This is a genomic window from Halomonas sp. MS1 (assembly GCF_024182575.1).
Classification (GTDB): Bacteria; Pseudomonadota; Gammaproteobacteria; order Pseudomonadales; family Halomonadaceae; genus Vreelandella.
The window spans coordinates 3,993,821-4,016,350 of sequence record NZ_CP098926.1; the positions used below are offsets into that span (position 1 = coordinate 3,993,821).

Consider the following 22,530-nt stretch of genomic DNA (forward strand, 5'->3'; position numbering starts at 1 on the left):
GGAGACCAACATGGCCGCTCAAGATATTCAGCCACTTTATATTGATGGTCGTCCGGTAGACGCCACTTCAGGCGAGACATTTACCGTTTCAAACCCCTACGATGGCAGCCTCCTTGCCACGATTGGTCAGGCAAGCCAAGCTGATGTTGATAGCGCTGTAGAAGCCGCCCAACGCGGGCAGCGTCAATGGGCTTCGATGACGGGCATGGAGCGCTCACGTGTTCTGCTGCGCGCTGTTGCACTGTTAAGAGAACGAAACGATGAGCTTGCCGAGTTGGAAACTCAAAATACCGGCAAGCCTATTAGTGAAACCGCCAGTGTCGATATTATGACGGGTGCCGATGCCCTGGAGTACTACGCTGGCCTTGCCCCCGCTATCGAAGGCAGCCAGATTCCGCTGCGTGATAGCTCCTTTGTGTATACCCGTCGCGAGCCACTCGGCGTCATTGGTGCCATTGGCGCCTGGAACTACCCCATTCAAATCGCCTGCTGGAAAGCCGCACCGGCGTTGGCAGCGGGCAACGCCATTGTATTTAAGCCTAGTGAAGTAACACCGCTAACCGCTATCAAACTGGCTGAAATTTTCACTGAGGCAGGCCTGCCTAACGGTGTTTTCAATGTCGTTCAAGGCGATGGCCGCGTTGGCGCGATGCTGACGGAGCACCCTGGTATCGCCAAGGTATCGTTTACTGGCGAAGTCGGCACGGGCAAAAAAGTGATGGCCGCTGCTGGTGGCTCTACGCTGAAAGACGTCACCATGGAACTAGGCGGTAAATCTCCGCTGATCGTGTTTGGCGATGCTGATTTAGATCGTGCCGCCGATGCCGCCATGATGGCCAACTTCTACTCCAGCGGCCAGATTTGCACTAACGGCACTCGCGTGTTCGTGGAGCGCAGCGTCAAAGACGCCTTTGAGGCGAAGCTGGCTGAACGTGTTCAGCGTATCAAAGCGGGCGACCCGATGGACCCCAGCGTTAACTTCGGCCCGCTAGTAAGCTTTGAGCATCAGCAAAAAGTGCTTTCCTATATTGCCCTGGGTAAAGAGCAAGGCGCGCGAGTATTGGCAGGCGGCGATGCGTGGAATAGCGGTGATTGGGCGAAGGGGGCTTGGGCTGCGCCCACCATCTTCACCGATTGCACTGACGATATGCGTATCGTAAGAGAAGAGATTTTTGGCCCAGTAATGTCCGTACTCGCCTTTGAAGACGAAGATGACGTTATTCGTCGCGCTAATGACACCAAATACGGTCTAGCGGCGGGTGTGTTTAGCGAAAGCTTAAACCGTGCTCACCGAGTTATTCACCAGTTGGAAGCCGGCATTTGCTGGATCAACACCTGGGGCGAGTCTCCTTCTGAGATGCCGGTAGGTGGTTACAAAGAGTCGGGCATTGGCCGTGAGAACGGCGTCGAGACGCTCAATCACTACACCCAGACCAAGTCCGTACAGATCGAGATGGGGCCGTTTGAGTCGGTGTTCTAATCGAAGTAATGGACGCTCTCGGTAGGTATATCGAAGAGAAGTATCTCTTTTATGCCTACCGGCTCATTACCCATCATTCGGCTCCTCCAAGGTAAAAGCATGTCTCAATCACGCGAATTTGATTACATCATTATCGGTGCAGGCTCGGCCGGCAATGTACTGGCTACCCGCCTCACCGAAGACAGTGACGTCAGCGTTTTGCTGCTTGAAGCAGGCGGCCCCGATTACCGTTTCGATTTTCGCACCCAAATGCCTGCCGCACTGGCCTACCCGCTACAAGGCAAACGCTACAACTGGGCATTTGAAACCGATCCCGAACCGTATATGGATGGCCGCCGTATGGAGTGTGGCCGAGGCAAAGGCCTGGGCGGCTCTTCACTGATCAATGGCATGTGCTATATCCGCGGCAACGCCTTGGATTACGATAACTGGGCCAAGCAACCCGGCTTGGAAGAGTGGGATTACCTCAGTTGCCTGCCCTATTTCAAAAAGTGCGAAACCCGCGATATTGGCCCTAATGATTACCACGGCGGCGACGGCCCGGTCAGCGTGACCACGCCGAAAGCTGGCAATAATCCGCTTTACCGCACGTTTATCGAAGCAGGGAAACAAGCGGGCTATCCAGAAACCGAGGACGTTAACGGCTACCAGCAAGAGGGCTTTGGCCCGATGGACCGTTTCGTCACGCCCAAGGGACGCCGTGCATCGACTGCACGCGGCTACCTGGACACTGCCAAGCAGCGCAGTAACCTGACCATTGAAACCCACGCAGTCACCGATGTGATTGAATTTGATGGCAAACGTGCCGTTGGCGTGCGTTACGAGCAGAAAGGTCAGCCACACAAGGCCCGCGCTCGCCGGGAAGTGCTGCTGTGTGGCGGTGCCATTGCCTCACCACAGATTCTTCAGCGCTCTGGCGTAGGCAACCCCGAATGGCTTCGGGAATTAGGCATTTCAGTCGTCCATGAGCTACCCGGCGTAGGCGAAAATCTCCAGGACCACCTTGAGATGTACATTCAGTACGAATGCAAAGAGCCTATTTCGCTGTATCCAGCGCTGAAATGGTACAACCAGCCAAAAATTGGTGCCGAGTGGTTATTTAAAGGTACTGGCGTTGGCGCCAGCAACCAGTTTGAATCCTGCGGTTTTATTCGTAGCAATGATGAGGAAGAGTGGCCAAACCTGCAGTACCACTTCCTGCCCATCGCGATCAGTTACAACGGTAAAAGCGCCGTCCAGGCACATGGCTTCCAGGCCCACGTTGGCTCGATGCGCTCGGAAAGCCGTGGACGAATTCGCTTAACCTCGAAAGACCCACACGCGGCACCCAGCATCTTGTTTAACTACATGGCCAAAGAGAAAGATTGGCAAGAGTTCCGCGATGCGATTCGCTTAACCCGCGACATCATCGCGCAACCAGCGTTTGATAAGTACCGCGGCCGTGAAATTTCACCTGGCCCTAGCGTACAAAGTGATGAAGAACTCGATAACTTCGTCAAGCAACACGCTGAAACGGCTTATCACCCGTGTGGCAGTTGCCGCATGGGCGAAGGCGAGATGGCAGTGACCGATAGCCAAGGCCGCGTACATGGGCTCGAAGGCCTGCGCGTCGTCGATGCCTCGCTGTTCCCGGTGATCCCTACCGGCAACCTAAACGCGCCTACTATTATGCTGGCGGAGAAAATTGCTGACCGCATCCGTGGACGTGAACCTTTGCCACGTTCCAAGGTGGATTATTACGTCGCTCACGGCGCACCCGCGAAACAGGCTTCGTAGCGCACTCACACCTGCATGCAACACGCTAAACGCCATGGCCACTCGCCATGGCGTTTTTTTATGGCCTATTTACGCTACAGTAAAGAGACTATAGCGAATGTATAAGAGTGAAATGCTTGCACTGATATAGGTGACTCTGACAATATTCAAACATACGTTTAAATACGTCCACAATTAACCACCCACGGAGAAACATCCATGCTCACCTTACTACTCATTGTGCTTGCCGTTGCAGGCTTGCTCGTGGTGATGCGCCGCGAAGCAGGCGCTACGCCAGCACTCGCCCTGCTTGGCGTACTGGGCTTAGTAGGCTTAGTGCTTGGCGCAAGCGTTATTGGCACGCTGCTATTGATTGCGGCCGCCGCCGTTGCAATTGCTGGTCTACCCGTATTACGCAGCAAGTGGCTGACGCCGCGCATTTTCGCCACCTTCAAAAAGGTAGCGCCGAAAGTGTCCGATACGGAGCGCACGGCATTAGAAGCGGGCAGCGTCTCCTGGGATGGCGAGCTCTTCTCTGGCAAACCTCAATGGGAGTCGTTACTTAACTATAAAGACAACGGCCTGAGCGAGGCAGAACAAGCGTTTCTGGATAATCAGTGTTCGAAAGCAGCTGGCATGTGTAACGCCTGGGATATCGCCCAAGAACGCGCTGACCTCCCCCAACAACTGTGGGATTATCTAAAGAAAGAAGGCTTCTTCGGCATGATTATTCCGAAGGAGTACGGCGGCCTCGGATTCTCAGCTAAGGCACAGTCCATGGTGCTGCAGAAGCTCTCCGCTAATGAGACGCTGATGGTCACCGTTGGCGTACCGAACTCACTTGGCCCAGGCGAACTGCTGCTTAAATACGGCACTCAACAACAGAAAGATCACTACTTGCCGCGCCTTGCTGATGGCCGCGAAATCCCCTGCTTCGGCCTAACCGGCCCGCGTGCTGGCTCTGATGCCACGTCGCTACCGGATACAGGCGTTGTCTGTAAGCAAGTTATCAATGGCGAAGAAGTGCTTGGCTTACGCCTTAACTTCGAAAAACGCTGGATTACCCTGGCTCCCATCGCCACCGTGGTAGGCCTAGCCTTCCGTCTTTTCGATCCAGAAAAATTGCTCGGTGACGAAGAAGACCGCGGTATTACCCTTGCACTCGTTCCCCGGGATACTCAGGGCATGGATATCGGTCGCCGTCACCACCCTATCGGCAGCCCGTTTATGAACGGCCCGATTAAAGGTAACGACGTATTTGTGCCGCTGGATACCATTATTGGCGGCCCAGACATGATCGGCCAAGGCTGGCGCATGCTGGTCGAGTGCCTCTCGATTGGTCGCTGCATTACCTTACCTTCTGGTGCGACCGGCACCGCCCGCTACGCGCTAGGCTGGAGCGGTGGTTTTACCCGCGTACGTCGTCAGTTCAACGTACCCGTCGCTGAAATGGAAGGCGTACAGGAGCCGTTAGCACGCATGGCCTCGCTGGCTTACATCTCTGCTGCTACGGTTTACCAGACCGCCAACCTGATCGACCATGGCGAAAAACCCGCTGTTCCTTCAGCCATCTTGAAGAGCCAATTGACCGAGTTCCAGCGCGTGCTGCTTAGTGACGCAATGGATGTTCACGGCGGTAAAGCCGTTACCCTTGGTCCACGCAACTACCTAGGCATTGGCTACAGTGCTAACCCGGTGGCAATCACCGTGGAAGGCGCCAACATTATGACCCGCAACCTGATGATCTTTGGTCAAGGTGCGATTCGCTGCCATCCCTATGTACTGGACGAGCTAGCCGCTAAAGATGCCAACGACGTTAAAGCCTTCGACAAAGCCTTCTTTGGCCACGCAGGGCTAATTTTCGGCAATGCTGCCCGTGCCTTTACGCTTGGGTTTGGCTTGGGCAAAGCAAATGTCCCCTTTAGTGGCCCTGCGGCTACTTACGCCCAGGATATTGCACGCATTTCAGCAGGCTTTGGCCTATGTGCCGACGCCGCCATGGCCAGCCTTGGCTCTGAACTCAAGAAGCGCGAAATGCTGTCAGCACGCTTGGGTGATGTTCTGTCCAATCTGTATCTAGCTTCCATGGTACTGAAACAGTGGCACACCGGTGACCAAGTCGAGGGTGAAGAAGCGCTGCTACACTATAGCTTGCGGTTCTTACTGAACCGTGCCGAACAGGCGTTCGTTGAAATTTTCGATAACCTACCGAACCGCGCGTTAGGCAAGGCACTGAAAGTTATCATAATGCCGACCGGCCGCCGTTGGAATAAACCGCATGACGACTTGGCTCGCGATATCGCACAGCGCGTATCCACACATAGCGCCCTGCGTAGCAAGCTACTTTCCAATACATGGGATAAAGATGATGGCGCAGAGTCTAACCCGCTTGCGCGCTACAACGCGCTGCTGGTGGATTATGACCGTGCCGAAACCCTCTACCGCACGGTGAACAAAGCCTATGCCAAAGGTGAGCTGCCACAAACGGCACTACATCCTGAAGCACGCATTGAAGCCGCACTGGACAAAGGGATTATCACAGAAGACGACGCACAGTTTATGCGCACTTTCGAGGCAGAGGTACTCGAGATGCTGACGGTTGATGATTTCGCCTATGACGCGTTTGCTAATGATAAATCGACGTTGATTAATCACAATGCAGCGCCTGTGGCCACGCCGCAGCAAGCAGAAACCAGCGTTAAGTAGTCCTTTCTCGCTTTAACTAGCGATCCTAACCGGCCTCTCCAGGCCGGTTTTTTTACGTATATTTTCAAAAACGAAACAAACGAACATTCGCTTATCTCACTCAGCGGCTGCTTTCCTTCTCTAAACGCCTCGTTTTTATGCCAATTTCTCACCAAAGCAACCGTTATGCAGTACTCTCCACCGCTGGAGAAGCGACGATATACGCCTAAAAGCGAATACAAACCGCTACAAAAGTCGTTGCAAGTTCGCAAATGATCAACTAGCCTTTCGTTATTGAAAATAAAGTGAATGGAAGTCCGCTTGATGGTTGGCTGACAATAACGTGCAAACAGCCAAGGCTAACATCTCGAATAAGCGTGTATTGCTTCACTTTCATCAATAGCGATCAACGCAAGACCTCTACCAATAACATTTATCTATAACAATGACGTTAGCGAGATCGGCATGTCCTTACATCTGCAAAATATCGACCACATCGTCGGTGGTGAATCCCATATCAGTGGGGTGAACCTCGAGCTGGAGCCGGGTTCTTTCAATGTGCTGCTAGGGCGAACCCTGGCAGGTAAAACAACGCTCATGCGATTAATGGCGGGTTTGGAGCAACCTACCCGGGGGCGAATCTACATGGATGGCAAGGATGTCACGGGCGTATCCGTCCGCAAGCGCAATGTCTCCATGGTGTATCAGCAATTCATCAATTACCCAAGCCTTAACGTTTACGACAATATCGCGTCACCACTTAAACTGGCTAAGGCATCCAAGCAGGAAATCGACAAGCGTGTGCGCGAAACTGCCGCCATGCTGGGGATTGACCACTTGCTGGACCGCTTGCCGCTTGAGCTTTCTGGTGGGCAACAGCAGCGTACCGCCATGGGCCGCGCTTTGGTTAAGGATGCGGACCTGATCCTGTTTGATGAACCGCTGGTCAATCTTGACTACAAACTGCGTGAAGCGTTGCGCGATGAACTTCGCGGGCTATTCAAGGCGCGAAACTGCATTGCCGTTTATGCCACCACCGAGCCCAACGAAGCGCTAGCGTTAGGCGGTAACACTGCCGTATTGCATGAAGGCAAGCTGCTGCAATATGGCCCAACCGAGCAAATTTATCGCGAGCCTAACGGCATCCTAAGCGCTGAGATGTTTTCAGAACCGCCGATCAATATTGTGCCTGGGCATCTTACTGCCAATGAAATCACCTTCGACCAGGATATCCATTTCCCCTGCGATGTGGCGCTACGCAACCTACCCGCGGGAGCATACCGATTTGGAGTCCGTGCCTCTCACGTCAGCCTACAGCCGAATGCAGCAGATGATCTAGAGCTTGAAGTTGAAGTTGAAGTGGCTGAAATCAGCGGTTCGGAAACTTTCCTCCACGTGCGGCACAACTTATTTTCTTTAGTACTCCATTTGCTTGGTATTCATACCCCTAAAGTCAATCAGCGCATAAAGATCTACTTCCCTACCCACAAGCTGTTTGTCTTCGATCAGCAGGGTTCTATTGTTCATACGCCGGAAACACGGGGAGTGAATCAGCATGGCTGAGATCATACTAAAGGCTCTCGCGCATACTTATAGCGCTAACCCGAAATCACCTGAAGATTACGCGATTCGCCAGATGGAACATATCTGGCACCAAGGCGGCGCTTATGCCCTGCTGGGGCCATCGGGGTGTGGCAAATCTACCCTGCTGAACATTATTTCCGGACTGCTCGAACCTTCTGAAGGGGATGTGCTGTTTGATGGCCAGCGAGTTAACGAGTTGCCGCCTGAGGAACGTAACATCGCTCAGGTTTTTCAGTTCCCGGTGATCTACGACACCATGACGGTGTTTGATAACCTCGCCTTTCCATTGCGTAACATCAACATTCCAGGCCATCGCATCACGCCAAAGGTAGAGGAAGTCGCCGAGATTCTGGAGTTAACCCCACTGCTAAAGCGTAAAGCCAAAGGGCTGACCGCCGACGAGAAGCAGAAGGTTTCAATGGGGCGCGGCTTAGTGCGCGATGATGTCTCGGCAATTCTGTTTGATGAGCCGTTAACGGTTATCGACCCACAGCTCAAGTGGAAATTACGCCGCAAGCTGAAGGAGATTCACCAGCGCTTCAATATCACCATGATTTACGTCACCCATGACCAGCTGGAAGCGGCAACTTTTGCCGACAAAATCGCTGTGATGTATGAAGGTCAGGTGGTTCAGTTCGGCACTCCTCAAGAGCTCTTTGAAACCCCCGCGCATACCTTTGTTGGCTATTTCATTGGCAGTCCCGGCATGAACATTCTGGATGTACGCCACCATGCGGGGGAAGTCATCTTTGCTGATATACCGCTCCCCTTACCGCAGGCGTTTGTTGACGCCATTGCCAATACCAAAAGTTCGAATATAAAAATCGGCATTCGCCCCGAGTTTGTAACCGTGCATGCCAGCAAACGTGAAGGTGCCCTGCCCGCTCGTAAACGGCAGGTGCAAGATCTAGGCACCTACTCAATTGTTACCTTTGAGTTGGGTGGTCAGGCGTTCAAGGCACGCTTGCCGGAAGGTCACCCTGAATTCGGAGACGATATTTATCTCACCTTCGACCACGATCAGTTAGGGCTGTTTGTGGACGAATACCGGGTGGAGGTTACCTCATGAATAATAAAGTCTATAACAACCGCGCTTGGCTATTAGTTCTACCAATGTTAGTGCTCGTGGCGTTTTCCGCCATTATCCCCTTGATGACAGTGGTCAACTACTCGGTACAGGACGTGCTAGGCCCCAACGCTAGCTTCTTTACCGGCACCGAGTGGTTTCGCACTATGCTCAACGACTCGGAGCTGCAAGCTGCATTTGGTCGGCAGATACTGTTTTCATTGATTATTCTGGCTATTCAGATCCCACTGGGAATAGGAATAGCGCTGATTATGCCAAAACAGGGCTGGCAGGCGTCCGCCGTACTAATTCTGATTACCCTGCCCCTGCTAATTCCTTGGAACGTCGTTGGCAGTATCTGGCAGATCTTTACCCGTGGCGATATTGGGTTAATGGGCTGGGGGCTGCGCGAGCTGGGTATTAATTACAATATTACCCGTAATGCCGGTGACGCCTGGGCGACCATTATTTTAATGGATGTTTGGCACTGGACACCGCTTGTCGCAATGCTCTGCTATAGCGGGCTGCGCTCTATTCCTGAAGCCTACTATCAAGCGGCAAGAATTGACCGTGCTTCTAAGTGGGCAGTGTTTCGCTATATTCAGCTACCGAAGCTAACTAACGTTCTGGTTATCGCCGTACTGCTGCGCTTCATGCACTCCTTCATGATCTACGCCGAGCCCTTTGTGTTAACCGGCGGAGGACCTGGCAGTTCAACTACATTCCTAACCCAATCGCTTGCCACCATGGCTATCGGCCAGCAAGATCTGGGGCCTTCTGCCGCCTTCTCGATCATCTACTTCCTCGTCATTCTGCTAGTCAGCTGGGTGTTCTATACCACCATCATGCATCTGCAGAAAGACAAGAATTCACAGGGAGGCGTGTAAGATGTCTTACCAACTTGAAAACACCCAGCAGGGTGAAAAATACAACACTATTTTCAGTAAGGTGCCAGCAGCTGAGCGACGCAAGCGCCACTCACGCTCTCGGCTGAGAAAGCGGCTTCTGCTTGGCACCTATATCGTGCTGCTGATACTGCCCCTTTATTGGCTGCTCAATATGTCGCTGCAGACTAACAGCGAGATCCTCGGGTCGATGACGCTGTGGCCACAGAATCTGACCTTTGACAACTACATCGGCATCTTCACTAACCCAAGCTGGTACATGGGGTACGTCAACTCCATCATGTATGTGGTGATGAATATGGTCATCACCATGTTAGTGGCACTTCCGGCCGCCTATGCCTTCAGCCGTTACAAGTTCATCGGTGATAAGCACCTGTTCTTCTGGCTATTAACCAACTTGATGGCGCCACCCGCAGTATTTTTGCTGCCCTACTTCCAGCTTTATTACTCGGTCGGCTTATTCGATACGCACATCGCCGTAGCGCTAGCTCACTGCCTATTCAATATTCCGCTGGCCATCTGGATTCTGGAAGGCTTTATGAGCAGCGTGCCTAAGGAAATCGACGAAACCGCCTATATCGACGGCTACAGCTTTCCCAAGTTCTTCATCAAGATCTTCATTCCCATGATCAGTTCTGGCATTGGCGTGGTGCTTTTCTTCCTATTCATGTTTTCGTGGGTTGAACTGCTGCTGGCACGCACACTGACGTCTACAGACGCTCAGCCAATCGGCATGATCATGACCAGGACCTCGACGGCATCAGGTATCGACTGGGGCACCCTCGCGGCCGCCGGTATGTTGACCATTGTTCCCGGCATTCTGGTGGTTTACTTCGTACGCAACCATATCGCCAAGGGCTTTGCCCTGGGCCGCACCTGAGTAGGAGGAAACCTTATGTCCTGGATGGTATGGACTTTACCGACGGCTATTTTCTTTTCTTCCATTGCGGCCATGCTCGCTGGCATGACGATCTGGGAACTACGCTCGCCAAGCATTGAAAGAAAGGGATTTTTACCCATTAGCACCACCCGCGGTGATCGGCTGTTTATCGGCTTGCTGTCTGCCGCGTTTATTCACTTGGGCTTCATTGGGTTCACGTCGCTTTCAATTTGGATTGCACTAGCACTTTCAGCGGTATGGCTGCTGGTGTTAATGCGCTGGGGTTAGCCAATCAGCAATTCCAGGAAAACCCTGGCGTTAAGTACGGCAGTATCAAGGACGCTCAAGAGATCAGGGAAGAGCACAACAAAACGAGGTCAACATGCGCAACAACAAGTTCAAACTTACTACCCTCGCCGCCAGCCTCATGCTCGCATCGGGGACACTGATGGCCGACGATCACGACGCGCGGGCAATCGCGGAGCGCTTGGTCGACGAACACTTCCAAAACTCTACCTTGAGTCGTGAAGAGCAAATCGAAGAACTGCTTTGGTTTGCAAAAGCAGCTGAGCCTTTCCGCGGTATGGATATTCAAACTGTCGCAGAAGGCTTGACCACTCACGTCTATGAAAGTGAAGTGCTGGCAGAAGCATTCAGTGAGTTAACCGGTATCAACCTTACTCACAATATTATCGGCGAAGGCGACGTCGTTGATACGATGCAAAATCAGATGCAGTCAGGTAACAGCATCTACGACGGTTTTGTTAATGACACCGACGCTATCGGCACGCACATTCGTTACGGCACCACCATCAACCTCACCGAGGCGATGGAAAACGAATGGGCTGACTACACACTTCCAACGCTGGACCTAGACGACTTCATTGGCTTGCAGTACGGCACTGGCCCCGATGGCAGCCTATACCAACTACCCACTCAGCAGTTCGCCAACCTTTACTGGTTCCGTTATGACTGGTTCCAGCGCGAAGACCTACAGGAGCAGTTCCGTGAGATTTACGGCTACGACCTAGGCGTGCCCACCAACTGGACGGCTTATCAAGATATTGCCGAGTTCTTTACCAAACATGTTGGTGAAATCGACGGCACTACCGTCTATGGCCACATGGACTACGGCCGTCGTGACCCGTCGCTTGGCTGGCGCTTCCACGACTCCTGGCTCTCAATGGCCGGTATGGGTAGCCCGGGCGTACCATCAGGTAATCCAGTCGATGACTGGGGCATTCGCGTTAACGAAGATAGTCAGCCGGTAGGTGCCAGCGTTAGTCGTGGCGGTGCGACCAACTCGCCAGCGTCTGTCTTTGCCATGCAAAAAGCCGTTGATTGGCTACGTGACTTCGCACCGCCTGAAGCACAGGGCATGACCTTTGGTGAAGCGGGTCCTGTGCCTGCTCAAGGTCATATTGCTCAGCAAATTTTCTGGTACACCGCCTTCACAGCAGACATGACCGATCCTGCCGTGGCTGTGACCGACGATGAAGGCAACCCACTTTGGCGCATGGCACCTTCCCCTACCGGCCCTTACTGGGAAGAAGGCATGAAAGTGGGTTATCAGGATGTAGGTGCATGGACGTTCTTTGACTCCACACCCGAAGACCGTCGAACCGCTGCTTGGCTATTTGCCCAGTTCACGGTAGCCAAAACGACCTCTCTTGAAAAACTGATAGCTGGTCTAACGCCGATTCGTGAATCTGACATTTTCTCTGAACAGATGACCGAAATGGCACCTAAGCTTGGTGGTTTGGTTGAGTTCTACCGCAGCCCCAACGAATCCAACTGGACGCCTACGGGCACCAACGTACCTGATTATCCGCGTATGGCTCCGCTATGGTGGCAAAACCTAGCACCGGTAATGAGTGGCGAAGTTACCCCTCAAGAGGGCTTGGATAAGCTGGCGGCAGATATGGATAACACCATGTACCGCTTAGCTCGCGCGAACGTCTTCGATAGCTACGCCCCTGCGCTTAACGAAGAGCGCGACCCGCAATACTGGCTGGATCAAGAAGGCTCTCCTAAGCAAAAGCTTGATGATGAAATGCCGCAAGGAACGACCGTTCCTTACGATGAAATGATGGAAGCCTGGATGGAAGCGGGTACCCGCTAATCCAGTTGGGGCGGGCTTCGGCCCGCCCTATTAAGGCTCAAAAACTAGGTTTCATCAGCGGCGAGCAAATAACAGCAGGGCTCGCTGGTCTACATAGGCTTATTGCTTTGTTGTCATGTTGAAACCGCTACCTAAACACGGGGCTTTTTCTTTGTTAATTGGAACCGCTATGAAACTGCGTAACCGGAATATCGAGAAATTGCACACTGACGACTTTGACGCACTAATCATCGGTGGCGGCATTAACGGCGCAGCAACGGCAGCCGCGCTTGCAGGCAAAGGCGCTAAAGTCGCCTTAATAGACCGCGGTGATTTTGCGGGAAGCACCAGTATGCACTCCTCCAACTTAGTTTGGGGAGGCATTAAGTATATGGAAAGCAAGGATTTCGCATTAGTACGCAAACTGTGCAAAAGCCGTAATCACTTGATTAAAAGTTACCCTTCTACCGTTCAGGAAATTCGCTTTCTGACTACCATCAGTAAAGGTTTCCGCCATTCACCCTGGTATTTGTGGGCAGGCACCTGGCTCTACTGGCTAATGGGAAACGGGTTTACTAAGCTGCCCCGCTTATTGTCTCCCAAGAACATTAAGCAAGAAGAACCCATTATTGATATCGAAGGCTCAGTCGGTGGGTTTGAATACTCAGATGCCTACTTACACGATAATGATGCCCGATTTGTATTTAACTTTGTTCGCCATTCGCTTAACTATGGGGCAATTGCAGCCAATTATGTTGAGTCGCTTGGTGCTGAACGTGAAGGCCAGCACTGGGTAACGAAAGCGCGCAATGTCATGGATGGCAGCACATTCAATATCCGTTCCAAAGTATTAATTAATGCGGCTGGCCCCTGGGTAGACCAGCACAACGCACTTACCGGCGAGAAAACCACCCATCAACATCTTTACTCAAAAGGCATTCATCTGATCGTTCCGCAATTGACGGAAACGAAACGGGTACTGGCGTTTTTTGCCGACGATGGACGACTGTTTTTTGTCATTCCCATGGGGAATCGCACCTGCATCGGCACGACTGATACGCATATGGAACATCCAGAGGTGGATGTCACCGCTGAAGATATTGAGTTTGTATTGGAAAATATCAATAAGCGCCTAACGTTAGAAAAGCCGCTTACCCAAGACGATATTATTTCAACACGCTGCGGTGTTCGGCCCCTGGCTATCAAAGCAGACCAGGGTGACGGCGATCGCGATTTTCTCCAGCTGTCGCGTAAACATGTCATCGATACCAATGCGGATAGCGCCCACATTAGTATTTTTGGGGGTAAATTAACCGACTGCTTGAATGTAGGTGATGAAATCGCAGAAGAAGTGGTCCGCCTAGGTGTCAATCTCAGCGATATCAACTATCGCTGGTACGGTGAGCCACCAGAGCCTGTCAAACAGCAGTTTATGGACCAAGCTAAACGGATGAATCTAGATGCGATGACTGCACCAACGTCGACCGAGCCGCTCTCTTCCCGGCTGTGGCGGCGTTATGCAGAACAGGCCATGCAAATGCTAGAGAAAATCCGTCAGGATCCTGCGGAAGCCGATATTCTCATTGAAGGTACCGAATATATTCGCTGCGAACTAGAGCATGCCCGAGACCACGAAATGATTACGCAGTTGGAGGACTTCCTGCGCCGAAGAGCCAAAGTGTCACTGGTTGTTCACCATGAACAGCTGCGCCACTCTAAGGGGCTGAAAGAAGCTTGTCGTGTCCTCTTCGGAGACCAAGCGGAAGAACGCTTTGCTACCTACTTTGCTGAAAATCGTGACACCTCACAGCCTTTCGTTGCACAAGCAGAGCCACAGAACACTCACTGATTAACCATCAACAACATTAAAAAGCCGCTATCATCGATAGCGGCTTTTGCCTATTGAAGTAGCCAATAACGGTTGTTAATTACAACGCACGCGATTCACGGCATCTAGCCAACCCTGGTACAACGCCTCCCGAGTCGATTCTGGCATTTTAGGTGTAAAGCTCTTTTCGCAACGCCAGAGTTGCTCAATTTCTTCAAGCGTGTCATACCAACCCAAACGCAAGCCTGCCAAATAAGCAGCTCCAAGCGCTGTCGTTTCAAGAATAGTCGGTCTATCCACCTGGACATCGAGCATATCGGCTAAAAACTGCATCACCCAGCTGTTTTTCACCATGCCACCATCGACACGTAGGTTACCAGGCGTGGCTTCCATATCGTCGTTCATACAGTGCTGAAGATCACGGGTCTGGTAACACACCGCCTGGAGCCCCGCCGCAACGATTTCGGCAATACCGGTATCCCGAGTGAGGCCAAAAATTGCCCCTCGCGCTTTAGGGTCCCAATGGGGCGCACCCAAGCCAGTAAAGGCCGGCACCAAGTAAACGCTATGTCCGCTGCGGGTTTCTTTAGCAAGCGCTTCTGTCTCTGACGCATCCGCAAACAGGTTCAACCCATCGCGTAGCCACTGCACAGTCGCCCCAGCAACGAAAATACTGCCCTCCATCGCATAGGTCGGCTTGCCATTAATTCGGTAACCAATGGTGGTTAGCAGACGATTTCGTGATACCGAGGGTGTATCCCCGGTGTTAACGATCATAAAACACCCGGTGCCATAGGTGCTTTTACCCATTCCTGGCTGAAAGCACGCTTGACCTACTAGCGCAGCCTGCTGATCCCCTGCTACACCCGCAATAGGGATAGCCGCCCCTAACCAATCTGCGTCAGTGGTGCCAAAATCATCGCTGGAATCTTTTACCTCGGGCAGCATGTTGGCAGGAACGTCAAACAACGCTAACAGCTCATCGTCCCATGTTTGATTATGGATATTAAAAATGGCTGTTCGCGATGCGTTGGTGGCATCAGTGACGTGTTGCTTGCCATTCGTTAATCGCCAAATCAAAAAGGTATCGATAGTGCCAAAGAGTAGCTCACCGCGCTGCGCACGCTCGCGGGCTCCTGCTACATTATCGAGTATCCAGGCGAGCTTGGTGGCAGAGAAATAGGGATCTATTAAGAGGCCTGTTTTCGCTTGTACTGCCTCTGTATGCCCTTGGTCACGGAGTGTTTGACAAAGTTCAGAGGTACGCCGATCCTGCCAGACAATCGCATTATAGAGCGGCTTACCCGTCTCTCTATCCCACACCACCGTGGTTTCACGTTGGTTAGTAATGCCAATTCCATCAATCTGCTCTGGCGAAATATTCGCCTTTTCTAATACCTCACGACAGGTGGCGAGGACAGTCTCCCATATATTTTCGGGATCATGCTCTATCCACCCATCTTGAGGGAAGTGCTGAGGAAATTCCTGTTGGGCAACCGCCTCTATTTGGCCTTGGCGGTCAAATAAAATGGCGCGCGAGCTGGTCGTACCTTGATCGATGGCGAGAATAAAGGAGGACATATCACGTTCACTTTGTTGTAGGTTCTTTCGGTTTTGTGTGTTTTGTTTCGCTTTATTATCATCCAAGGCTACTCTAGCCGCCCCAAATGCTCAAGTATGAAACTACTCTCCTTCACTCTTAAACGCGTCGAGGGCCGTGCTCCGCCTTAGCTTACGCATCATGCTTAAGCGATATGCAACGCAACACCGTGCTGCGATAACAGCTGCAGAATCGACTCAGGAGGCTTCCGATCAGTGAACAGAGCATCGAGCTGGGAAATATTCCCTTGGCGCACCACCGGATTACGATGAAATTTTGAGTAATCTGCGGCGAGATAAATGCGTCGCGAATTGGCAATAATCGCTTGAGCAACGCGTACTTCCTGGTAATCAAATTCAAGAAGCGAGCCATCCTCATCAATACCGCTGATCCCGATGATCCCGTAATCCACTTTAAATTGATTGATAAAATCGATAGTGGCTTCGCCGATAATACCGCCATCGCGAGAGCGAACTTGCCCGCCAGCAATAATCACCGTGAAGTCCTCTTTGTGCTGAAGAATGGCGGCCACGTTCAGATTATTGGTAATGATTTCTAAACCCTGGTGTTCAAGCAGCGCCTGGGCGATCACCTCGTTACTGGTACCGATATTAATAAACAGTGAGGAGTGATGAGGAATTTGCTGCGCCAGGCAGTGAGCAATCCGCTCTTTCTCTTCTAAATGTAGCGTTTTACGCGTGCTGTAGGCGGTGTTAACAGTGCTCGACTCTATTCCTACACCGCCATGCACACGACGAACCCGCCCTTCGTTTGCTAGCGTATTTAAATCACGCCGAATGGTTTGTGGCGTCACTGCAAAGTGATCGGTCAGTTGCTCAATGCTCATATAGCCATGCTGGCGTACTAGCTCGACGATAGCATCTTGGCGAAACTGTTGGTTCATAAGCTCGGCCTATTCGTTATTTATTAGTGTTTAAGAGCTGTTCTCTATGAGCTATAGAGTAGCAAATTTTCGAAATTTAATAATACGAACATTAAGCTCTCATTTTTCGCCAAGTACCTGCTCGATTAGAGCGGCCAGACCCATAAAATGGCAGGAATAGCGACCACCATCACCACTAACGAAAGTGGAAGGCCTAGCTTCCAATAATCACCGAACTGGTAACCACCCGGGCCTAACACTAGCGTATTGGACTGGTGGCCTATCGGGGTTAGAAAGGCGCATGAGGCGCTGACAGCGACCACCATTAGAAAGGGATCGAGTGATGCATCAAAACCACTCGCAAGACTGGCGGCAATAGGCGCCATCAACAACGCGGCTGCGGCGTTATTGACCACGTTGGAAAGTAACATCGAGAGAATAAATAGCCCTGCTAATGAAACAGTGATGGGCCACTCAACGCCAAATCGTAGTAGCGCATCAGCAATAATTTCAGCGCCACCGCTCGTTTCAAGCGCCTCACCAACCGGCAGCATGGCCGCCAGGAGAACAATAACGGGCCCATCAATGGCTTGATAACCTTCTCTCAGCGGCAGCACTCCTATCAGCAGTGATATCAACGCCGCGCTACTCATAGCAACAGCCGCAGGAAGCAAATCAAACAGCATCGCCATAATGGCGAGGGCAAAAATACCGATCGACAGCGCCAACTTTCGCGGTTGCCCTAAGTGAAGCTCACGGTTAGCCAGCGGCAAACACCCAAGGGTCGCTAAGCTATCGGCGATTTCGTTTTCACTTCCTTGTAACAGCAGTACATCACCGGTTTGAAAACGAATGTCCCGAAGACGCTGCTTTAAACGCCCTCCATCGCGGGCCACCGCCACTAAATGCAGCCCGAACTGCTGGTTTAACCGCAGCTGGCGTACGCTCCGATTGACCATCATCGAATCGTTACGCACCACCGCTTCAATCAGCTGCAGACCTTCCGTATTGACAGGCTGGCGCTCATCCGAGGGCTGTGAATCTGCATTTTCACTATCAGTCTCATCACTGTCTTTCTCATCTTTTTCGGATTCCGCAATCGCGCTCAGCCCTACTTTGTCTTCCAGCAGCTTAAGTTCATCAGGCCCTGCTTCCAGCAGCAAAATATCCCCTTCCCGAAGCACCCCGTGAAATGAGTACCCGGCGCGGCGATTATCTTCTCGTACCACAGCAAGAACCGGAATAGCCTCCTCTAGCTCATCATGTAGTTGCTGGAGTGTCAGACCATTAGCCTTTGACTCTTCTGAAACCTTTAGCTCAACCAAATAATTAGCAGTATCAAACATTTCTTCGGTTGAAGCCTGCCCACTGCGCTTAGGCGTTAAGCGCCAGCCCACAAGCACAATAAACGCCAGGCCGACTAACGCAACAGCAACCCCCACCGGGGTAAAGCTGAACATGCCGAAGTTTTCACCGGTGATATTACCCCGGTATGTGGCAATAATAATGTTAGGTGGCGTGCCAATCAGCGTGGTTAAGCCTCCCAGCAATGAACCAAACGCCAACGGCATTAATAACAGCGACGGGGATGTGTTGTGCTCTCGAGCAAGCCGCATGGCAACGGGCAACAGTAACGCCAGTGCCCCTACGTTATTCATCACCCCAGAAAGCACCACGACCGTACCCACTAATACCAGCAACTGCAGTAGAAGCCGTTCACCTACTTTGAGCACTTGATTGGCGATAATATCGACAACACCCGAGCGCTCAAACCCTCGGCTAATGACCAATACCGCGGCCACCGTAATCACCGCCGGATGCCCAAAGCCTTTAAAAGCTTCATCGGTGGGCACAAGCCCAAGCATTACCGAGCCGAGCAACGCCGCAAGCGCAACGAGATCATAGCGAAATCGCCCCCACATAAAAGCGGCAAGCGTTAATCCCAAAATGATAAAAACCAACGTGCTAGGCGCAAGCCCAATGCTTTCCATTGTCATGCGGTGTCCCTCTCCTTGTGTGGGTACGCTCGGCTGAGGCGCCAACTCACTAGCAACACAGTAGATGATGACTATACGGCCGTATAGCCCTAGCAGCGCAGAGCAACAAAAGAACGTTGGAGCAATAAAATGCCTGGCGTGGCCAGGCATTCATAAAAAGTGATTAAAGAACGACTAAGCCACGCAGCTCACTCCATGTTGCAAAAAGTGGCTGTAAAGCGTGGTCGTTTAGTCAGGTGAGTTAAGGAAGTAGCACGGTCGAGCCAGTTGTTTGACGGCTTTGCAGGGCATCTTGAGCCTTTCCTGCGTCCTGAAGCGGGTAGCGATTTGCTACGTCAATACGAAGTTTGCCGCTTTTGATCATGCCAAAAAAGTCATCGCACATCATTTCAAAGCGTTCACGGGTGTCAGCATAGCCGTTCAAACTTGGGCGGGTTACAAAGAGCGCGCCTTTTTGGTTCAGAATACCTATATTCACCCCGTCTACGGGACCAGACGCATTACCAAAGCTGACCATTAGCGAACGAGGCTTTAGACAGTCTAACGACATTTCCCAGGTATCTTTTCCTACGGAGTCATAAACCACATCGCACATTTCGCCATTGGTTAGCTCACGCACCCGCTCTACCACATTCTCTTCGCTGTAGTTGATCGTTGCCCATGCACCGTTGGCCATCGCCAAGTCTGCTTTCTCTTTTGAGCTAACCGTCCCAATCAGCTTAACACCAAGCGCCTTGGCCCACTGGCAGGCAATCGAGCCAACGCCTCCAGCAGCGGCATGAAAAAGAATGGTCTCACCGCCCTTTAGCTCATAAGTTTGCCGCAGCAGATACTGCACGGTTAACCCTTTCAGCATACTGGCCGCAGCGGTTTCAAAATCAATAAAGTCCGGCAGCTTAATCACCTTGGCCGCTGGCAAGGTATGCATCTCTGCATAGGCACCCAATGGCCCTTGTGCATACGCTACCCGGTCACCCTCTTTTAGATGGGTAACACCTTCACCCACAGCGTCGACAATCCCTGCACCTTCGGTGCCTAATCCAGAAGGCATAGATGGCGCAGGATAGAGCCCGGTACGAAAGTAGATATCAATAAAATTCAGGCCCACCGCTTTATTAGCAATACGCACTTCACCGCTGCCGGGTGCCTTAGGCGCTGTGTCGACCCACTCCAATACATCTGAATCGCCCGTTTTTGAAAACTGAATACGTTTAGACATCTGGGCAAACTCCCATTGTTAATTACTGGACACACATTAGCAGGCTATCCAACCGCGTTGTGCGCCTCAAATCAAGCGATTAGCCAGCCATACAGGACATATTGCTGTCATGCACCCATGCTAGACTATCTGAAAAATGTTGATAACAATGCTTATCGATTACTCTAAAACGGACAGACTATGACGCACCCAGCAATCTGTTTGCCTACGCTTATAGCCCATCGCGGATACTCAGCCGCCGCACCTGAAAACACCCTAACGGCAGTGCGTGCCGCTCATCAAGCGGGCATTACTTGGGTGGAATTAGACGTTCAACTATTGGGCGATGGTACCCCTGTCATCTGGCATGATGGCGATATTAGCCGCTGCTCCGATAGCCGTGGCAACCTCGCTAACCTGACGTGGCAGCGTGCGCAACAGCTTGACGTCGGCAGTTGGTTTGGCGATGAGTTTGCAGGTGAAAAGATGGCCAGTCTAGAGGCCATGCTGGCGCTATTGAACGAACTCAATATGGGGGTGAATTTAGAGATCAAGGTAAACAAAGGCCGTGACCCCATCGCCTTGGTGGATACCGTATTACCAATCGTATTAGCAACACTGCCCGCCGAACGGCTGATTGTGTCCTCGTTTGATGCCCGAGCGTTAGCTCGATGCCGCCACTTTGCACCCAAAGAAGCCCTCGCGCTGGGCGTACTGTTTGGCAGCACACCTCCAACTTGGCGTGACCAGTGTCAAGCCATCGACGCCTTTAGCATTCACCCTCATTGGCCACGCTTAAAACACACACAGGCTGCTGCCATGCGCCGAGATGGCTATGAAATTTTATGCTATACCGCCAACGACCCCAGCGCTTTTGAAAGCCGCTGGGGCTGGGGAGTAGCCAGCGCGATTACTGATGAGCCTGAAGCATTTCAACGCTATTTGAATAATCGACGTCGACACGGTTAAATTCGTCAATACTCACTACTCTACCTAAGGAAGACTATGCACTATCTTGGTGCCCACGTAAGCGCCGCAGGTGGCGCGGATCAAGCAGTGTTCCGTGCGGTAGAAATTGGCGCAAATGGCTTTGCTCTGTTCACCAAAAACCAGCGGCAGTGGAAAGGTAAACCGCTGACCGACGAGGCCATTGCGGCGTTTAAACAAGCCTGCCAAACCCACGGGTTTGGCCCAGAACAAATTTTACCCCACGACAGCTACCTGATTAACCTAGGCCATCCGGAAACCGCTGGGCTTGAAAAATCACGCGCTGCGTTTTTAGACGAAATGCAGCGCTGTGAGCAACTAGGTCTCACGTTATTGAACTTCCACCCTGGCAGTCACCTGAACAAAATCAGCGAAGCCGACTGCCTGAAACGCATTGCAGACTCCATCAACGAAGCATTGCTAGCCTCACAAGGTGTTACGGCAGTGATTGAAAACACCGCCGGGCAAGGCACCAACCTTGGCTGGCGCTTCGAGCATTTAGCGGAAATCATTGCCCACGTCGATGATAAAACCCGTGTTGGCGTTTGTATTGATACCTGCCATGCCTTCGCCGCTGGGTATGACCTACGTACCGCCGAGGCCACCCAAGCAACGTTGGATGAGCTAGGCAAGGTGGTCGGCTTTGAGTATTTACGCGGTATGCATTTAAACGATGCCAAGAGTGCCTTCGCCAGCCGTGTAGACCGCCACCACAGCCTGGGGAAAGGCAATATCGGCCTGGACGCGTTCACAACGATCATGCAAGACGAACGCATTCATGACATACCGATGATTCTGGAAACCGTCGAACCCGGCATTTGGGCTGACGAACTCAACTGGTTACGTGCTCAAGTGCCTGAAGCAGCGCCTGGCAAATAGTGAATCACATCGTGAAAACGTAGCCGCGTTGTAGCGCTGTTACGCATGGCGTGGGGTCGGTCAGCAAAAAAGCGCAGCCCCTCGCCCACTCGTAGCGTTTGCCAACGCTCGTCAATGCGTAGCTCCATCTCGCCCTCGACAACGACGATGTGTTCTACCACACCGCTGGCGTGGGGAGACGACTCACTGATCGCCCCTGGTGCTAGCTCAATCATAAACATTTCAAAACCCAGCAGCGGGTCGTAAGGGAAAAGCAGCCGCGCTTGCATCCCGGCGCTATCATCGCCCCAAACGGACTCCCAGCCATCTCTGTGTAGTTCGCCTAACGCAGGCTTGTCACCATCAAACAGGGTTGAAAACGACACCCGAAAACCACTCGCGATCTTCCAAAGCGTTGAGATGGTAGGGCTAGACTCACCACGCTCTATCTGTCCCAACATGGCTTTACTCACACCCGTTTCACCCGCCGCGCGATCCAGGCTCCAACCACGCTCTTTACGTAGCTTTTTAACGGTTCCCGCAATGTGCTCGGCAATGGTATGAGGATCACTCACTATGCGGCTCTCCATAGAATTTAGTGTCGTAGTTTACCTATCCGGTCAGCGATGAACACCGGCGATGCCAATATTGTGCGCTATAACGCACAGTGATAGTCTGGCAGCATTGTGCGCTATAGCGCACGCCACCCAACGTAAACGAGGT

At 52.1% G+C, this 22,530-nt stretch carries 17 protein-coding genes; 12 read left to right on the top strand and 5 right to left on the bottom strand.

Annotated elements, in window-relative coordinates; translation table 11 throughout:
- Positions 1-10: 10 nt before the first annotated feature.
- The 10 genes from betB (at position 11) to NF683_RS18545 (ending at position 14,305) form a co-directional block, all read left to right on the top strand.
- On the top strand, positions 11-1,480 hold the full coding sequence (gene betB, locus NF683_RS18500; protein WP_253920684.1) for a betaine-aldehyde dehydrogenase: 1,470 nt from the start codon (positions 11-13) through the stop codon (positions 1,478-1,480).
- Between the two features lie 99 nt (positions 1,481-1,579).
- The gene (gene betA / locus NF683_RS18505) at positions 1,580-3,256 is read left to right on the top strand and encodes a choline dehydrogenase (protein ID WP_089038532.1); all 1,677 of its coding nucleotides are present in this window, start codon (positions 1,580-1,582) and stop codon (positions 3,254-3,256) included.
- A 198-nt stretch (positions 3,257-3,454) separates the two neighbouring features.
- Entirely contained in the window at positions 3,455-5,941 is a 2,487-nt protein-coding gene (locus NF683_RS18510; RefSeq protein WP_089038533.1) for an acyl-CoA dehydrogenase, read from the top strand.
- Between the two features lie 444 nt (positions 5,942-6,385).
- Positions 6,386-7,483, top strand: coding sequence for an ABC transporter ATP-binding protein (locus tag NF683_RS18515; protein ID WP_089038534.1), 1,098 nt, complete (start codon positions 6,386-6,388; stop codon positions 7,481-7,483).
- A complete protein-coding gene (locus tag NF683_RS18520; protein WP_089038535.1) occupies positions 7,476-8,573 on the top strand; it encodes an ABC transporter ATP-binding protein in 1,098 nt (365 codons plus the stop codon). The genes NF683_RS18515 and NF683_RS18520 overlap by 8 nt, the downstream gene beginning before the upstream one ends.
- Entirely contained in the window at positions 8,570-9,457 is an 888-nt protein-coding gene (locus NF683_RS18525) for a carbohydrate ABC transporter permease (RefSeq protein ID WP_089038536.1), read from the top strand. Before NF683_RS18520 ends, NF683_RS18525 begins: the two co-directional genes overlap by 4 nt.
- A 1-nt stretch (position 9,458) precedes the next feature.
- Positions 9,459-10,355 carry a carbohydrate ABC transporter permease gene (locus tag NF683_RS18530; RefSeq protein ID WP_038484944.1) on the top strand — a complete coding sequence of 299 codons (897 nt, stop codon included), beginning with the start codon at positions 9,459-9,461 and terminating at the stop codon, positions 10,353-10,355.
- A 15-nt stretch (positions 10,356-10,370) separates the two neighbouring features.
- Positions 10,371-10,643, top strand: a complete 273-nt coding sequence (locus NF683_RS18535; protein ID WP_038484947.1) for a DUF2160 domain-containing protein — start codon at positions 10,371-10,373, stop codon at positions 10,641-10,643.
- A gap of 94 nt (positions 10,644-10,737) precedes the next feature.
- On the top strand, positions 10,738-12,477 hold the full coding sequence (locus NF683_RS18540; RefSeq protein ID WP_089038537.1) for an ABC transporter substrate-binding protein: 1,740 nt from the start codon (positions 10,738-10,740) through the stop codon (positions 12,475-12,477).
- Positions 12,478-12,646: 169 nt separating this feature from the next.
- Positions 12,647-14,305: a glycerol-3-phosphate dehydrogenase/oxidase gene (locus NF683_RS18545; RefSeq protein WP_089038538.1), complete on the top strand. Its 1,659-nt coding sequence runs from the start codon at positions 12,647-12,649 to the stop codon at positions 14,303-14,305.
- A gap of 75 nt (positions 14,306-14,380) precedes the next feature.
- Here the strand turns inward: NF683_RS18545 and glpK are convergent, their stop codons facing one another.
- From glpK to NF683_RS18565, 4 genes are all read right to left on the bottom strand, one after another.
- On the bottom strand, positions 14,381-15,865 hold the full coding sequence (gene glpK / locus NF683_RS18550; protein WP_089038539.1) for a glycerol kinase GlpK: 1,485 nt from the start codon (positions 15,863-15,865) through the stop codon (positions 14,381-14,383).
- A gap of 164 nt (positions 15,866-16,029) precedes the next feature.
- Positions 16,030-16,788 carry a DeoR/GlpR family transcriptional regulator gene (locus tag NF683_RS18555; RefSeq protein WP_038484959.1) on the bottom strand — a complete coding sequence of 253 codons (759 nt, stop codon included), beginning with the start codon at positions 16,786-16,788 and terminating at the stop codon, positions 16,030-16,032.
- Between the two features lie 125 nt (positions 16,789-16,913).
- The gene (locus NF683_RS18560) at positions 16,914-18,764 is read right to left on the bottom strand and encodes an SLC13 family permease (RefSeq protein WP_089038540.1); all 1,851 of its coding nucleotides are present in this window, start codon (positions 18,762-18,764) and stop codon (positions 16,914-16,916) included.
- A gap of 241 nt (positions 18,765-19,005) precedes the next feature.
- Positions 19,006-19,983, bottom strand: a complete 978-nt coding sequence (locus tag NF683_RS18565) for an NADPH:quinone reductase (protein ID WP_089038541.1) — start codon at positions 19,981-19,983, stop codon at positions 19,006-19,008.
- A 180-nt stretch (positions 19,984-20,163) separates the two neighbouring features.
- On the opposite strand from NF683_RS18565, the gene NF683_RS18570 reads away from it, so the two are divergent.
- Together NF683_RS18570 and nfo are read left to right on the top strand one after the other, a co-directional pair.
- Entirely contained in the window at positions 20,164-20,931 is a 768-nt protein-coding gene (locus NF683_RS18570; RefSeq protein WP_089038542.1) for a glycerophosphodiester phosphodiesterase family protein, read from the top strand.
- A gap of 36 nt (positions 20,932-20,967) precedes the next feature.
- Positions 20,968-21,828: a deoxyribonuclease IV gene (nfo, locus tag NF683_RS18575; RefSeq protein ID WP_089038543.1), complete on the top strand. Its 861-nt coding sequence runs from the start codon at positions 20,968-20,970 to the stop codon at positions 21,826-21,828.
- On the opposite strand, the gene NF683_RS18580 is transcribed toward nfo, so the two are convergent.
- Complete coding sequence (locus tag NF683_RS18580; protein ID WP_089040878.1) at positions 21,798-22,385, bottom strand: helix-turn-helix domain-containing protein; 588 nt, start codon at positions 22,383-22,385, stop codon at positions 21,798-21,800. The two genes, nfo and NF683_RS18580, sit on opposite strands and share 31 nt — an antisense overlap.
- Positions 22,386-22,530: the final 145 nt, after the last annotated feature.